12 protein-coding genes are annotated in these 16126 nt (G+C 66.7%); 6 read left to right on the top strand and 6 right to left on the bottom strand.

The genetic code is table 11. The features are described from left to right. Positions 1-103: 103 nt before the first annotated feature. Positions 104-1060, top strand: a complete 957-nt coding sequence (locus H3005_RS04445; protein ID WP_099819859.1) for an aldo/keto reductase — start codon at positions 104-106, stop codon at positions 1058-1060. 66 nt (positions 1061-1126) lie between these two features. Here the strand turns inward: H3005_RS04445 and H3005_RS04440 are convergent, their stop codons facing one another. Together H3005_RS04440 and H3005_RS04435 are read right to left on the bottom strand one after the other, a co-directional pair. After that, entirely contained in the window at positions 1127-2032 is a 906-nt protein-coding gene (locus tag H3005_RS04440) for an NAD(P)/FAD-dependent oxidoreductase (protein ID WP_100553969.1), read from the bottom strand. Continuing rightward, positions 2022-2477 carry an Rrf2 family transcriptional regulator gene (locus tag H3005_RS04435; RefSeq protein ID WP_100553970.1) on the bottom strand — a complete coding sequence of 152 codons (456 nt, stop codon included), beginning with the start codon at positions 2475-2477 and terminating at the stop codon, positions 2022-2024. Before H3005_RS04435 ends, H3005_RS04440 begins: the two co-directional genes overlap by 11 nt. A gap of 183 nt (positions 2478-2660) precedes the next feature. Between H3005_RS04435 and H3005_RS04430 the strand changes: the two genes are divergently transcribed. Further along, positions 2661-4781 (top strand): methyl-accepting chemotaxis protein, encoded by a 2121-nt coding sequence (locus H3005_RS04430; RefSeq protein WP_191077622.1) that lies wholly within the window; start codon positions 2661-2663, stop codon positions 4779-4781. Between the two features lie 72 nt (positions 4782-4853). Here H3005_RS04430 and H3005_RS04425 read toward each other — a convergent pair whose 3' ends face one another. Next, the gene (locus H3005_RS04425; protein WP_191077621.1) at positions 4854-5756 is read right to left on the bottom strand and encodes a LysR family transcriptional regulator; all 903 of its coding nucleotides are present in this window, start codon (positions 5754-5756) and stop codon (positions 4854-4856) included. Between the two features lie 105 nt (positions 5757-5861). On the opposite strand from H3005_RS04425, the gene H3005_RS04420 reads away from it, so the two are divergent. Both H3005_RS04420 and dkgB read left to right on the top strand, forming a co-directional pair. Next, positions 5862-7076: an MFS transporter gene (locus H3005_RS04420; protein WP_108267738.1), complete on the top strand. Its 1215-nt coding sequence runs from the start codon at positions 5862-5864 to the stop codon at positions 7074-7076. Positions 7077-7161: 85 nt separating this feature from the next. Beyond that, a complete protein-coding gene (gene dkgB / locus H3005_RS04415) occupies positions 7162-7971 on the top strand; it encodes a 2,5-didehydrogluconate reductase DkgB (RefSeq protein WP_100553973.1) in 810 nt (269 codons plus the stop codon). Positions 7972-8092: 121 nt separating this feature from the next. Here dkgB and H3005_RS04410 read toward each other — a convergent pair whose 3' ends face one another. Next, the gene (locus tag H3005_RS04410) at positions 8093-8800 is read right to left on the bottom strand and encodes an alpha/beta hydrolase (RefSeq protein WP_100553974.1); all 708 of its coding nucleotides are present in this window, start codon (positions 8798-8800) and stop codon (positions 8093-8095) included. Positions 8801-8845: 45 nt separating this feature from the next. Here H3005_RS04410 and H3005_RS04405 point away from each other — a divergent pair, with 45 nt between their 5' ends. Beyond that, positions 8846-9226: a YbjQ family protein gene (locus H3005_RS04405; protein ID WP_100553975.1), complete on the top strand. Its 381-nt coding sequence runs from the start codon at positions 8846-8848 to the stop codon at positions 9224-9226. Positions 9227-9674: 448 nt separating this feature from the next. Here H3005_RS04405 and H3005_RS04400 read toward each other — a convergent pair whose 3' ends face one another. After that, a complete protein-coding gene (locus H3005_RS04400) occupies positions 9675-12395 on the bottom strand; it encodes a bifunctional acetate--CoA ligase family protein/GNAT family N-acetyltransferase (protein WP_191077620.1) in 2721 nt (906 codons plus the stop codon). 173 nt (positions 12396-12568) lie between these two features. Further along, positions 12569-13939, bottom strand: a complete 1371-nt coding sequence (gene mgtE / locus H3005_RS04395; RefSeq protein WP_100553978.1) for a magnesium transporter — start codon at positions 13937-13939, stop codon at positions 12569-12571. 342 nt (positions 13940-14281) lie between these two features. On the opposite strand from mgtE, the gene H3005_RS04390 reads away from it, so the two are divergent. Beyond that, entirely contained in the window at positions 14282-16060 is a 1779-nt protein-coding gene (locus H3005_RS04390; RefSeq protein WP_191077619.1) for a monovalent cation:proton antiporter-2 (CPA2) family protein, read from the top strand. Positions 16061-16126: the final 66 nt, after the last annotated feature.

The raw sequence follows: 16126 nt of genomic DNA, 5'->3' as shown, positions 1-16126 counted from the left end.
TTAGCCGCGTGCGCGTCGCGGAACACAGTTTTGTGGTCAGCGCCGCAGCGCGGTCACACATCGCGTTCTATCCTGAAGGACTTCCCCCAAGGAGTCCGTGCCCATGACGGCAATCCGCGAACTGGGCCGTTCCGGCCTGCATGTAGCTCCGCTCGCCTTCGGTGGCAACGTATTCGGCTGGAGCGCCGATGAGAAGGCCAGCTTCGCCCTGCTGGATGCCTTCGTCGATGCCGGCTTCAATCTGGTCGACACCGCCGATGTGTACTCGGCGTGGGTGCCGGGCAACCAGGGTGGCGAGTCGGAGACCCTGCTCGGCAAGTGGTTCGCGCGCAGCGGCAAGCGCGACAAGGTGGTGCTGGCGACCAAAGTAGCCAAGTGGGCCGAGCGGCCCGGCCTAACCCCGGACAACATCAATGCAGCGGTGGAGGATTCGCTGCGTCGCCTGCAGACCGATGTGATCGATCTGTACCAGGCCCACGAGGACGATGAATCCACGCCGCTGGAAGCCACCCTGGCTGCGTTCGGTCGCCTGATCGAGGCAGGCAAGGTGCGTGCGATCGGTGCGTCCAACTACAGCGCCACGCGTCTGGCCGAAGCACTGAAGGTGTCCACCGACTACAAGCTGCCGCGTTACGAAACCCTGCAGCCGGAGTACAACCTGTACGACCGCGCCGGCTACGAGAAGGAGCTGGAACCGCTGGTGCAGCGCGAGCAGATCGGCGTGATCAATTACTACGCACTGGCCAGTGGCTTCCTCAGTGGCAAGTACCGCACGCCGGACGATGCCGGCAAGAGCAGCGCGCGTGGCGCAACCGTGGTCAAGCGCTATCTGAACCCGCGCGGCCTGCGCATCCTGCAGGCGCTGGATGATGTGGCCAGCAAGCACAACGCCACTGCCGCGCAGATCGCGCTGGCCTGGCAGATTGCACGGCCGTCGATCACCGCACCGATTGTCAGCGCCACCAGCGTGGAACAGCTGCACGACCTGCTGGCGGCGGCGAACGTCGCGTTGAGCGTGCAGGACGTGGCGCAGCTGGATGCGGCCAGCGTGGAAGGTTGAGCAAGGACGGTGCCGACCAACGTCGGCACCGTTCAGTAGATCCACGCCACGCGTGGATGCAGCAGCTCAACGCGGCAGGCTGTCTTCGCCGACCAGCGCATGGTGCACGCCGATACCCGCGCGCACCCCTTCGGCCATGGCCAGGGTGATGTTGCCGACCGTGGTCGCGTCACCGGCCGCATGGACGTTCGGCACCGAGGTCTGTTTCATCATGTCCACCTCGATCAGCACGCCCAGCGGACTTTCCACCAACGCGCAGCCCAGTTGCTGCACCAGCGGCGTGGCCATCGCCTGCCCGGCAGGCACGAACAGCGCACGCTGGGCGATGCGGCGGCCATCGGCCAGCTCGACCTCCAGCCATGTGGGCTGTTCGCCGTGCACGCCGACCACCGGCGTGGTTTCGATCTGCACGCCGCGCTGCTGCATGGCGGCCAGTTCCTCGTCGCTGATCGGCAAGCCCTGGCTGAAGAAGGTGACGTTGCCCCAATCGGCGAACAACGGCGCCTTGCCGGCCGACATCGGATGGCCGCCGAGCAGGCCGATCGAACCGCCACCCACTTCGTAACCATGGCAGTACGGGCAGTGCAGCACGGTGCTGCCCCAGCGTTCGGCCATGCCGGGCAGTTCGGGCAGCTGGTCGGCGATGCCGGTGGCCAGCAGCAGCTTGCGCGCGGTCAGCATCTGGCCGTCGGCGGTATGCACCTCCACACCCTCGGCGCTGGCCGTGGCCCGCACCGCTTCGGCATTCAGCCAGCGCACGGTCGGGTAATCCAGCAACTGCTGGCGTGCGCTCTTCAGCAACTCGGCGCCACTGATGCCGTCCATGCCCAGTACGCCGTGCGAATGGCTGGCAAAGCGGTTGCGCGGTGAACCCGCGTCGATGATCGTGACCGGCCGACGCGCACGCGCCAGGATCAGTCCGGCGGCGATGCCGGCGTAGCTGCCGCCGACGATGAGGACATCAGGATTCATGGTGAGCTTCCAGGGAACGGTGATGGGCAAGATGGCGGGCGAAGTCGGCGCCAAGCTGGTCGAGGGTGGTTGCCTGCAGCCGCTGCTCGAGCAGGCGCTGCGCTTCGCGGGCGCTCTCCAGCAGGGCCTGGTTGACCAGCTGCTGGATCGGGCAGCCGCCCCTGCCTTCGCGGGTACCGACCTGGACCATCGGCGGCGCGCCGATGGCCTGGTAGACGTCGTGCAGGGTGATCGTCGCCGCATCGCGGGCGAGCTGGCTGCCGCCACCGTGGCCGCGCGTGCTGCGGACCAGTCCAGCCTTGTGCATCTGCGCCAGCAGGCGGCGGATCACCACCGGATGGGTCGGCAGGCAGGTGGCCAGCTGTTCGGAGGTTCGCGGCCCGGGCTGGCCGACCAGATGGGCCATCACGTGCAGGGCATCGGAGAGCGGATTCGCGGATTTCATGTAACTACGATAGTTACATTTAAACCAGCTGTCGAGGGTCTGCTTTCGTTCCATATGGACACATTTGTCCTATGAAACACATTCTTCACATCACTAAACAGAACGGGAATGTGACACGCATCGCACTTCAGAGACCTAAAGGATGGTCGATACCGCATCGCACCCCTTCCGAGATCTCGTCCCATGAAAGCCTCTTCCCATGCGCCGCGGCTGCAGTCGAAGCTGCTCGGCGCCGTTTCTGTTGGTCTGGCCGTTGTCCTGGTGTGTGCCCTGGCGGGCCTGGCATCTGCCTGGTTGAAGCTGTCCACCGAAGTCCCCCCGGAGGTCGCCCACAGCCGCGACGCCGAGCGCCTGCAGCGTGAGTTCCGCGGGCAGGTGCAGGAATGGAAGAACGTGCTGCTGCGCGGCCACGATGACGCGTTGCGCCAGCACCACCTGCAGGCCTTCGACAGCGAAGGCCGCCTCGTTGCCGAACTGGCCAAAGGCCTGGCCGCCAGCCCCGATGCGCGCACGCGTGAACTGGCTCAAGCGTTTTCCGGCCTGCATGCTCAATTGCAGCTGGATTACCACGCGGCACTGCAGGCCTTCGCTGCAGCCGACTACGATCCTGCGGCCGGCGATTCACTGGTGCGTGGCAAAGACCGACCGGTGGCGACCGCGCTGGATGCGCTGGGTACGCAGGCCACCCAGGTGGCCGAAGCCGCGGTGACCGCGCGTTCGCAGCAGGCACGGCAGACGCTGCTGCTGTGCGCCGCGCTGACCATTGGTGCGGCCGTGCTGCTGTTGATCGGCCTCGGCTGGTGGCTGCGGCGTGCCGTAGTGCAGCCGGTGCTGGCCGTGGAAGCGGCCGCGCGTGCGGTCGCTGCCGGCGATCTCGACTACCACGTGCAGGTGCGCAGCCGCGACGAGATCGGCCGCCTGGCGCAGGCGATGCAGGCCGTGCAGAGCACCGTGCGCGGCGTGCTCGACGCGCAGACTGCGATGGCCAAGGCACACGACGCCGGCACGATCAGCCACCGCATGGACAGCAGCGCCTTCCCCGGTGCCTACGGCACGATGGTGGCCGACACCAACACCCTGGTCGATGCGCACATCCAGGTGAAGATGCGCGCGATCGCGATCATGGGCCGCTATGCGGTGGGCGACCTCAGCCTGGACATGGAGCGTCTGCCGGGCGAAAAGGCGGTGATCACCCAGGCACTGGATGCGGTCAAATCCAACCTCGGCGCGATCAACAGCGAGATTCGTCACCTGGCCGAAGCCGCTGCCGCAGGCGACTTCAGCCAGCGCGGCGACAGCGCGCGCTTCGAGCATGATTTCCGCGCGATGGTCGATGGCCTGAACCGGTTGATGCAGACCACCGAACACAACCTCGGCGACGTCTCGACGATGCTGCGTGCCATTGCCGATGGTCGCCTGGGGGCACGCATGCACGGCGATTTCCAGGGCGTGTTCGCCCGCATTGCCGGCGATGCCAACACCACGGCGGCACAGCTGGCCACGATCGTCACCGACATCAAGCACGCCTCGGGCAACATCCACACCGCCGCCGCCGAGATTGCCGCCGGCAACAACGACCTGTCGCGCCGCACCGAACAGCAGGCGGCGAACCTGGAAGAAACCGCTGCATCGATGGAAGAACTGACCTCCACCGTGCGCCAGAACGCCGAGCATGCGCGGCAGGCGAACCAGCTGGCGATCGGTGCGCACAGCGTGGCCTCGCACGGCGGTGAAGTGGTCGGCCAGGTCGTGGCGACGATGGATGCGATCGAAGGCTCCTCGCGGCAGATCGCCGACATCATCAGCGTGATCGACGGCATCGCATTCCAGACCAATATCCTGGCGCTGAACGCGGCGGTGGAAGCGGCGCGTGCCGGCGAGCAGGGCCGCGGCTTCGCGGTGGTCGCCAGTGAAGTGCGCACGCTCGCGCAGCGGTCGGCGGCAGCGGCCAAGGAAATCAAATCGCTGATCGAGGCATCGGTGGAACAGGTGGGCCACGGTGCGCAGCGTGTGCGCCAGGCCGGCGACACCATGGCCGAGATCGTCGCTTCGGTGCAGCGCGTGACCGACATCATGGCCGAGATTTCGGCTGCTTCGCAGGAGCAGTCGGCCGGCATCGAGCAGGTCAGCCAGACCATCATCCAGATGGATGGCACCACCCAGCAGAATGCCGCGCTGGTGGAAGAAGCGAGTGCGGCGGCGCGCAGCCTGGAACAGCAGGCGAACCGGTTGATCGACTCGGTGGATGTGTTCGATCTGTCGACCACGGCGACGGCGAAGGGTGCCTTGGCGCGCGCGGCGTGATTGTGTCGTGTGCCGGCCAGCGGCCGGCACTACCGGTAGTGCCGGCCGCTGGCCGGCAACCCAGACAATGCATCAGCGCAGGTAATCCGATGCGGCCATCGCTTCACCCAGGTAATCCAGGAACGAGCTGATCCGCGCCGATACGGCCGTGTTGCGGTAGTACACCGCGTGGATCGGCTGGTACACATCCAGCGTCTGTGCGGCCAGCACCGGCACCAGCGTGCCGGCCGCGCGATCGCGTTCAGTCACGAAGTCGGACAGGCAAGTTATGCCCACGCCCTCCACCGCCAGCGTGCGCAGCGTCTCGCCGCTGGATACCGCGATATCCGCGCGCACCAGCAACTGCCCGTCGGCATCGCCCGGCAGCGGCCAGCGGTTCAGCGATTCCGGTTCGTTGAAGCTGAGCAGCGTGTGCTGGCCCAGCGCCGCCACGCTGGCCGGCTCGCCGTGCGCGGCGAGATAGCCCGGGCTGGCCAGCACCTGCAGCCGGCAGCGCCCCAGCGGCCGTGCATGCAGGGTGGAATCAGCCAGCGGGCCGATGCGGATCGCCAGGTCGGTACGCCGTTCCAGCAGGTCGATGTAGCGCTCGGAACTGTTCAACTCCAGCTGCACGTCCGGATAGCGCGCGCGGTAGCCGGCCACCAACGGTGCGATCACGTGCAGCACGAACGGCATCGCCGCATCCACCCGCAGCCGGCCAGCAGGGCGCTCGCGGCGCGCGGCCATCTGTTCCTCGGCCGATTCCACTGCATCGATGATCGCCCGCGCATGACGCAGGTAGGCCTCGCCCTCGGCGGTCAGGTGCAAGCGGCGGGTGGTACGGGTCAGCAGGGTCGTGCCCAGCTTGTCCTCCAGCCGGCCCAGCGCGCGGCTCACGCCTGAAGGCGTCTGCCCCAGCTGCTCGGCAGCGGCGCTGATCGAACCGCTGTCGATCACCGCGAGGAAGGCCTGCATTTCGTCGAGGGTGGTTTTCATGGCGCCATTATTGACCACCAGGCAAGAGTGATTGGCGTGAAGACCGGTTTTTCGGCAAAGGTCGGCCGCGCACACTGCGCCTCTTCCTTCGCTCTGGACACTGTCATGATCCGTGGCATTCCGCTCGCCCTGCTGGCGCTGACCCTCGGCGCCTTCGCCATCGGCACCACCGAGTTCGTCATCGTCGGCCTGATCCCGACCATCGCCGCCGACCTGCAGGTCAGCCTGCCGTCGGCCGGCCTGCTGGTCTCCCTGTATGCGCTCGGCGTGGCCGTCGGCGCACCGGTGCTGACCGCACTCACCGGCCGCGTACCGCGCAAGACCCTGCTGGTCGCGCTGATGGTGCTGTTCACCCTCGGCAACGTCATCGCGTGGATGGCACCGGGTTATACCTCGCTGATCGTCGCCCGCATCCTCACCGGCCTGGCCCACGGAGTGTTCTTCTCCATCGGCTCGATCATCGCCACCGCCGTGGTGCCGAAGGAGAAGGCCGCCAGTGCCATCGCCATCATGTTCACCGGCCTGACCGTGGCACTGGTAACCGGCGTACCGCTGGGTACCTTCATCGGCCAGCACCTGGGCTGGCGCGCCACGTTCCTGGCGGTGGCCGGGCTGGGCGTGATCGCGCTGCTGGGCGCCCTGCTGTTCGTACCGCGCGGCCTGGCACAGAGCGCGCCGGCCACCTTCCGCCAGCAGCTGGGCGTGCTTGCGCAGCCGCGCCTGCTGATGGTCTACGCCATCACCGCACTCGGTTACGGCGGCACCTTCCTGTCCTTCACCTACCTGACGCCAATCCTGCAGGACGTTACCGGCTTCTCGGCCAACGCGGTCAGCCTGGTACTGCTGGTGTACGGCGTGTCGGTGGCGATCGGCAACCTGTGGGGCGGCCGCATGGCCGACCGCATGGGCCCGGTGCCCGCGCTGAAGCGCATCTTCGCGCTGCTGGCCGTGGTGCTGCTGGTGATGACCTTCACCGCCCATAACACCTGGCTGATGCTGCTGACCGTACTGGCACTGGGCGCGGTGGCATTCGGCAACGTGCCCGGCCTGCAGGTGTATGTGGTCAAGCAGGCACAGCGCTACGCACCGCAGGCCACCGATGTTGCCTCAGGCCTGAACATCGCCGCCTTCAACATCGGCATCGCGCTGGGTGCGTCGCTGGGCGGCCTGGTGGTCGAGCACATCGGCCTGATGCACACGCCGTGGCTGGGCGCGTTGGTGGTGGTCGGCGCGTATGGCCTGACCGTGCTGAGTGGCCGTCTGGACCGTCGCGACGGCATCGATGATCGCGCCGACGGCATCACGGTGGCGGCGCATTGATGAGCGCAATGCACCGTTGCCGGCATGCACACGGCCCCTGCCCTACCCTTTGCAATCACCTCCTTCCCCCGCTTTGGAGTTCCCCATGACTGTCCCCGCTTTCGGCCTTGGCACCTTCCGCCTGAAAGACCAGACCGTGATCGACTCGGTGCGCAACGCACTGGACGTCGGCTACCGCGCCATCGACACCGCGCAGATCTACGGCAACGAAGCCGAGGTCGGCCAGGCCATCGCCGAGTCCGGCGTGCCGCGTGACGAGATCTACCTGACCACCAAGGTGTGGATCACCGAGTTCAAGCGCGATGCACTGCTGGCGAGCCTGCGCACCAGCCTGGAGAAGCTGCGCACCGACCATGTCGACCTGGCGTTGATCCACTGGCCGTCGCCGAACGACAAGGTCGACACGCCGATGGAGGAGTACCTGACCGCGCTGGCTGAAGCCAAGGCGCAGGGGCTGACCCGCGAGATCGGCATCTCCAACTTCACCATCGCCCAGACCCGCAAGGCGATTGAGATCCTCGGTGCCGATGCCATCGCCACCAACCAGGTCGAGATCCATCCGTACCTGCAGAACCGCCTGCTGGTGAAGTTCCTGCAGGACAACGGCATCCGCGTCACCGCGTACATGAGCCTGGCCTACGGCGAGGTGATCAAGGACCCAGTGATCCAGGCCATCGCCGGCCGCCATCAGGCCAGCCCGGCACAGGTCGCGCTGGCGTGGGCGCTGCAGCAGGACTACGCGGTCATTCCGTCGTCGACCAAGCGTGAGAACCTGGCCAGCAACCTGGAAGCGGCAGCGATCCGCCTGACCGAGGACGACATGGCGCAGATCGCCAAGCTGGACCGCGGCCATCGCCTGGCAAATCCGGAAGGCATTGCGCCGGCCTGGGATTGAGCAAAAGCCGCCGGGCATGGCCCGGCGCTACCGGTAGGTGCCGACCTTGGTCGGCGCTTTCCTCTGATCGATTGATGAAACACCGTGCCGACCAAGGTCGGCACCTACCAGAAGCGTGGATTCAATCCTCGCCTTGCAACAGCCACGCCCGCATCGCTGCACTCACCTCTTCCGGCTTTTCCATCGGCGCGAGGTGCCCACAATCGGGCACCACCACCAGCTGCGAATGCGGCACCAGCGCGTGTATCTCTTCGCTCACCGCCAAGGGCGTGATGCGGTCGTTCGCACCACAGACGATCAGCAACGGATCGCGGTAGCCGGCCAGCACGTCGTGGCCGTCACTCCGTTCCAGTGCGCTCTGCCGCAGGAATACCTCCGCACCCAACCGCGCGGTCATGTCGCGCACGCGCTGCACCAGCACGTAGTCGTCCAGCCGCGAGGCATCAATGTAGCTGCGCATCAGCACATCGCCAAAGCCATGGAACTTCCCCGGCAGGCGCACGCTGGCACGCTGGCTGCGCCGCTGTTCGGCGCGTTCCGGGGAGTCGGCATGGATCGAGGTGTCGATCAGGGCCAGTTGCAGCACGCGCTCCGGCGCGGTGCGCAGGATCTGCTGGGCGACGAAGCCACCCAGTGAGAAACCGGCCAGCGCGAATCGCGGGGGCGCCTGCGCCAGCACGTCCTCGGCCACCGCCTGCAAAGTCTCGCCCCGGGTCTGGTCGCCCACGCTGCAGTCGGCGATATCGGCCAGGTCGGCCAGCTGTGCGCGCCAGAGTTCGGCATCGTTGAGCAGGCCGGGGAGGAGGAGCAGGGGAATACGGTCGGTCATGGCGGTATTGTGGCGCCTTCAAACCCACAAGACGACCAGACACCCATGGCCGATCCCTACAACAGTGGCACTCCCACCACCTCCGCAGCGCGCTTCGATGATTCGATGGTGACCACCGCCTTCGAGCTGCCCGGCTACCGCATCGAGCGCAACCTGGGCGTGGTGCGCGGCATCACCGTGCGCTCGCGCTCGATCGTGGGCAACTTCCTTGGCGGCATCCAGACCATCTTCGGCGGCAACATCACCATCTACACCGAGCTGTGCGAGCAGGCACGCGAGGAAACCTATCGCGACATGGTCAAGCACGCGCGGCAGCTGGGTGCCAACGCGGTCATCGGCATGCGCTACGACGCCACCGACGTGATGACCGGGCTGACCGAAGTGCTGTGCTATGGCACGGCGGTGGTGGTCGAGCCGCTGCGATAACCCACGAAAATCCTGCCATGATGGATGTGAGGATCTACCGTCCCTGCGAGGCGAGTGATGTCCAGAGTGCCAACGATTGTGCTGTTCCTTTGCTTGGCCTGCCCTCCCTCCTCAGGTGTTGCCTCCGCCAGGGATGGTCTGGCCGCGCTGCCTGCGGCGGTAAGAGCCACCATACTGGCTGCGCAGAAGCAGCCCGAATGCGTACGTGTCGTGGAGGCCTACGTCCGGCGTACCAGGGCTTGGAATAAGACGACGTATCTCGTAGCCACATCGCCCCCCGTATCCGGCGGCCGCGGTTTTGCCGTGCTGCATCAGGACGATCTTGCAGATCCTCTGTCCACGCAGGAACGCAAATCGTTCCATCTGGAGCTGGATCAGTCGTGCAGCAAGGTTATCGAGGAGTTCTGGTTCCAGTAGAAGCACCAAGGTGAAATGAACGAGGTGTCGATCACACTGGGACGTCGGGTACTTCCACCTGCTGCACCGGCAACGTCACCATCACCACCGTCGGATCGTCGGGGTCCAGCCGGGTCTTGAAGCCCAGGCTCTGGCACATCGCCAGCATGGTGCTGTTCTCACGCAGCACCTGGCCTTCCACCACGTCCAGGCCCAGCCACTTGGCGTACTCGATCATGATCGCCATCAGCCGCCAGCCGATGCCATGGCCCTTCAGGTCAGAACGGATCAGGATGCCGTACTCACCGCGGTGATAGTCCGCATCGGCATGCAGTCGTACCGCACCGAGCATCTCGCCGGTGCGCGGCTCAATAGCCACCAAGGCGATCGAGCGCGCGTAGTCCAGCTGGGTCAGGCGGGCGATGAACTCGTGGCTGAAGTGCTTGACCGACTGGAAGAAGCGCAGGCGCAGATCCTCATCGCTGACGCGCGCGAAGAACGCGCGGAACAACGCGTCATCTTCCGGCCGCACCGGGCGTACGAAGGCGCGACCGCCATCGGACAGTTCGATGGTGCGCTCCCATTCCTTCGGATACGGGAACACGGCGAAGCGTGGATGGCCACGCCCTTTGTGCAGGATGCGCGACGGCGCAACCGCCACGCGCGCGTCCAGCGCCAGGATGCCCTTGCTGTCGACCAGCAGCGGATTGATGTCCAGCGTGCGCACTTCGGGAATATCTGCTGCCAGCTGCGCCAGCTTGACCAGCGCCAGCGCCAGTGCGCGCTCGTCGGCCGCTGGCACATCGCCGTAGGCCTTGAGGATGCGCGAGGCCCGGGTCTGGCCGATCAGCTCGTGGGCCAGGCGCAGGTCCAGCGGCGGCAGTGCCAGTGCCTTGTCGTTGATGACTTCCACCGCCGTGCCACCACGACCGACCACGATCACCGGGCCGAACGTGGCGTCGTCGGCGATGCCGACGATGAGCTCGCGCGCCTTCGGGCGGACGATGGTCGGCTGCACCAGCAGGCCGTCGATGCGGGCGTCCGGCCGCAGCTGCCGTGCACGGGCAAGGATCGCCTTGGCCGCGCTCTGCACCGCAGGCAGCGTTGCCAGATTGAGGCGCACGCCATCCACTTCGGATTTGTGCGGAATATCGGGCGACAGGATCTTCAGCGCGACGGTGGCACCACGCTCCAGCAGCGGTTGCGCCAGGTCCATCGCCTCGTGCGCATCGCGCGCGTGCATCACCGGCGCAGAGGGGATGCCGTAGGCCTTCAGCAGTTCATGGGTGGCCAGCGGATCCAGCCAGCCTTGACCGTTGGCCAGCGCGGCCTCGACCAGCGCACGTGCACGCACGGTGTCCACGCTGAAGTCCTGCGGCAGGCTGGGTGGCGTTTCCATCAACGCGTTCTGTGCTTCGCGGTAACGCACCAGATGCTGGAAACCGCGCACGGCCTCAGCTTCGGTGGGATAGGTCGGCACGCGTGCCGCATTGAGCGTGGCGGTGGCCTGGTCGTCGTTGCCCAGCCACACCGCGAACACCGGCTTGTCACGATGATGGCGCGGGCGCAGGCCGAGCGTGCGGGTCAGCGCCTGCGCGGCGTCGGCCGAGGAGGTGAACGCCGTGGGCACGTTGACCACCAGCACCGCGTCGTTCTCGTTGTCGGCCAGCAGCGCCTCGATGGCCGTGGCATAGCGATCACCATCGGCATCGACCACGATGTCGACCGGGTTGCTGCGCGACCAGCCCTGCGGCAGTACCGCATCGAGCTTCTGCACGGTGCTGTCGGACAGCTGCGCCAGCGTGCCATGCAGGGCGATCAGCTGGTCCACCGCCAGGTGGCCGACACCGCCGCCATTGCTGAGGATGGCCAGGCGACGCCCGGGGAAGGTACCGAGGCGGCCCAGCGATTCGGCCGCGGTGAACAGTTCGTCCAGCGCGCTCACCCGCAGCAGGCCGGCACGGTTGAATGCCGCGCCGTAGACATCATCGGCACGCGCCAGGGCCTGCACGTGAGTATCGGCGCTGCCCGGCTGCACCCGTTCGGCGCGGCCGGACTTCACCACCACTACCGGCTTGGCACGCGCCGCGGCACGTGCGGCCGACATGAACTTGCGGGCGTCCTTGATCTGCTCGACGTAGAGCAGGATGGCGCGCGTGCGGTAGTCGGTGGCGAAATAATCCAGCAGGTCGCCGAAGTCCACGTCCATGGTGTCGCCCAGCGAGACCACGGCGGAGAACCCCACCGAACGTGCCACGCCCCACTCCACCAGGGCGGCGGCGATCGCCGAGGATTCGGAGATCAGCGCGAGGTCGCCGGCCTGCGGGAAATGCGCGGCGATACTGGCATTGAGCCGTGCATGCGGTGCGATCACACCCAGGCAGTGCGGGCCGAGGATGCGCAGGCCATGCGCGCGCGCGGCGGCCTCCACCTGTGCCCACGGCGAGCCTGGGCCCTCACCCAGATGCGCAGTGAGGATGATCGCGGCCTGCACGCCACGTTCGGCAGCGGTGCGTACCACCTGCGGCACGATCGCCGCCGGCGCGGTGATCACCACCAGTTCCGGCACCCAGTCCAGGTCCTTCAACCGCTTTACCGTGCGGATGCCATCGATCTCGGCGTGGCGCGGGTTGATCCATGCCACCTTGCCGGGGAAGCCGGTGCCACGCAGGTTGCGCATCACTGCGCGGCCGGCCGAGCGCTCACGCGGGCTGCCGCCGATCACCGCGACCGACTGCGGACGGAACACGGACTGCAGGTGGTAGGTACTCATGTGCCTACGGTACACGGACCGGCGCTGCGGCGGCATGATCGTGCGCAGGAACCTGGCATCGCATCCACGCATGGCGTGGATCTACTACGGCGGCCAGGACCAGTAGATCCACGCCATGCGTGGATGACGCCCCCCTTACAGTAGATCCACGCCATGCGTGGATGACGCCCCCGTTACAGCAGGGTGCCGTGCAGAATCATCGCAGCGATGCTGAAATAGATCACCAGGCCGGTCACATCCACCAGGGTGGCGACGAACGGGGCCGAGGCGCTGGCCGGGTCGAAGCCCAGCCGCTTGAGGATGAAGGGCAGCATCGACCCGGACAGCGAGCCGAAGGTAACGATGCCCACCAGCGCAGCGCCGATGGTGATCGCCAGCAGGATCCAGTGCTCGCCGTAGTCATGGAATCCACCGAGCTGCCAGATCACGATGCGTACGATGGCCAGGCAGCCGAGGATGGCACCGAGCACCATGCCGGTGGGCACTTCGCGCAGGGCGACCTTCCACCAGTCGCGCAGGCGCAGCTCGCGCAGGGCCAGGCTGCGGATCAGCAGCGAAGTGGCCTGCGAACCGGAGTTGCCACCCGAGCTCATGATCAACGGAATGAACAGGGTCAGCACCACCGCACGCGCCAGTTCGTCCTCGTAGTGCTGCATCGCGCTGGCGGTCAGCATCTCGCCCACGAACAGCACGCTCAGCCAGCCGGCGCGCTTGCGCAGCATCTCGAAGAAGCCGATCTGCATGTACGGCTTGTCCAGCGCTTCCATGCCGCCGAACTTGTGCGCGTCTTCGGTGGACTCTTCGATCAGCGCATCGAGGATGTCATCGACGGTGACGATGCCCAGCATGTGCTGCTGCGCGTCCACCACCGGAATCGCCAGCAGATCGTGGCGGCGGATCAGCCGTGCCACGTCTTCCTGGTCCATCTGCGCATCCACCATCACCGGCGGATTGACCTGGGCCACGTCCAGGATCGATTCCTCCGGCAGACCGGTGATCAGCCGCCGCATGGTCACCACCTGCTGCAGCCGCTGGTTGGCCGGGTCGAGGACGTAGATCGCATACACGGTCTCGCGCGTGCGCTCGACCTGGCGGATGTGCTGCAGGGTCTGGGCCACGGTCCAGGTGGCGGGCACGGCGACGAACTCGGTGGTCATCAGCGCGCCGGCGGTATTCGGCGGGTAGCTCAGCAGCTTCTGGATGGTCTGCCGGGCTTCGTTGCCCAGCAGCGGAATCAGCCGCGCGCGTTCTTCTTCATCCAGCTCGTGGACAATGTCGGTGGCACGGTCGTCGGCCATCAACCCCAGCAGCGCGGCGGCGCGTGCCGGCGGCAGCGCGGCAACCAGTTCGCCGCTGCGGTGCAGCTCCGGCGCCTCCAGCATCTTCACTGCACGTGGCAACGACAGCGCGGCCAGCGTCTCGGCGGCGCGCTGCAGTTCGAGCGTGTTGAGGAATTCCACCGCGTCGGCGGTGTTGTAGTTCGCCAGCGGTGCCGACAATGCTGCGGCATCGGCCACCGGACGCAGCAATTGCTTCTGGTTCATGGTGATTCGCCTTCATGGGGTGCGACATCGCGCAACGCCAACGCAGGCAAACCGTCCCGATGTCAGGCGGTGGCCATCGCTGGCGTCGACCGAGGTCGACTTCTACTGTCGCTGGACATGGGTTGGGGACTCCGGAAGGGTGTACTGACGGACATGCCGGCAGCGGCGGGCAGTCTGGACCTGCGGTCGGTGCAGGTCAACCCGCGGCCGGTGACCGGGCAAGCGGCCCACTGCCGTTCTCGTGCGTACACAGCCGCGCGCGCATAATGGCCAGGTGGCATCCGCCGCGCTTCCCCCCGCCGAACGGACGCACAGCCGGCCTCCCGATGACCAGGTATTCCCATGCATAGCGGTGGTCTGGAACTGGCATTGGTGCTGCTGCTGGCCGCGGTGATCGCGGTGCCGGTGTTCAAGAAGTTCGGCTTCGGCGCGGTGCTGGGCTACCTGGCGGCCGGCGTGGTGCTGGGGCCGGATGGCCTCGGCTTCGTCCAGGATGCCGACCGCATCCTCGGCGCGGCCGAGATCGGCGTGGTCATGCTGCTGTTCGTGATCGGGCTGGAGCTGTCCCCTGCCCGCCTGAAGGTGATGCGGCGCTCGGTGTTCGGTGCGGGCGCAGCGCAGGTGGCGCTGTCCGGGCTGGTGCTGGGCGGCCTGCTGCTGCTCGATCACTTCCAGTGGAAGAGCGCGCTGGTGGTGGGCGTGGCGCTGGCGCTGTCGTCGACTGCGGTCGGCCTGCAGCTGCTGTCCGAGCACAAAGCGATCAACAGCGACCATGGCAGGCTGGGGTTTGCCATCCTGCTGTTCCAGGACCTGATCGCCATTCCGCTGCTGGCCGCGATTCCGCTGCTGGGTGGGGTCAAGAACGAGACACTGCGCTGGGAAGATGCAGCTGTGGCGCTGGGCGCGCTGGCAGTGGTGATCCTGTGTGGACGGCCGGTGCTGCGCCGTCTGTTCGGCATCATCGCTCGCACCCGCAGCCCGGAAGTGTTCACCGCTACGGCGCTGCTGGTAGTGCTGGGCACCGCCTGGTTCATGCAGGAAGCCGGCCTGAGCCCCAGCCTGGGGGCGTTCCTGGCCGGCGTGCTGCTGTCCGATTCGGAATTCCGGCACGAGCTGGAATCGCAGATCGAGCCGTTCAAGGGCTTGCTGCTGGGCCTGTTCTTCATCGCGGTGGGCATGGGCATCGACCTGGACCGCATCGCCGCCGAACCGTGGATGATCGCCGCGGGTGTGGCGATCCTGCTGGTGGTGAAGTTCAGCCTGCTGTACGCCATCGGCCGCATCGCCAAGCTCAGTTCCCGGCAGTCGCTGCTGCTGGGCAGCGTGTTGTGGCTGGGCGGCGAATTCGCCTTCGTGGTGTTCAACGAAGCGCAGCGCGCGCACCTGCTGGGTAATGCCAACCATGACCGGCTGGTGGCGATCGTCGGCCTGTCGATGGCGATCACCCCGTTGCTGATGATCGCCCTGCTGCGCCTGCTCGGCGAGGAGAAGGTCGCGCCACGGCAGGCGGCGGAGGCCGACAAGGTGGCGCCGGACAATCGGCCGAAGGTGCTGATTGCCGGCATGGGCCGCTTCGGCCAGGTGATCGCGCGCCTGCTGACCGCGCAGAAGGTGCCGTTCGTGGCGCTGGAAGCGAACCCGGACACCGTGGCCGACCTGCGCCGCTTCGGCAACCAGCTGTACTACGGCGACCCGACCCGGCCGGAGATGCTGCGCGCCGCCGGTGGCGAGCACATCGACGTGTTCGTGATCACCGTGGACGATCCGGAGACCAACCTGCGCGCGGTGCGCATGGTGCGCCGCCTGTATCCAGATGCGACGGTGCTGGCACGCGCACGCAACCGCCAGCATGCGTGGCGGTTGATGGACATGTCGGCCGAACCGTTCCGCGAAGTGTTCGGTACCAGCCTGGAAATGAGCGGGCGCGTGCTGACCGCGCTGGGCGTGGCCCCGAACGTGGCCGAGCGCCATGTGCAGCAGTTCCGCGAACACGACGAGAAGCTGCTGCGCGACCAGTACCTGGTCTACGACGACGAGGCGGCGGTGATCCAGACTTCGCGCGATGCGCGCAACGACCTGATGCACCTGTTCGAAGCGGACGCGGAAAGCGACGACAAGTAGATCCACGCCATGCGTGGATGTTTTTGTTTCCGTGCGCGGCGATCATCCACGCATGGCGTGGATCTA

This window comes from Stenotrophomonas sp. Br8 (assembly GCF_014763005.1).
Classification (GTDB): Bacteria; Pseudomonadota; Gammaproteobacteria; order Xanthomonadales; family Xanthomonadaceae; genus Stenotrophomonas; species Stenotrophomonas lactitubi.
This window is presented reverse-complemented; position numbering and strand designations above follow the sequence as displayed.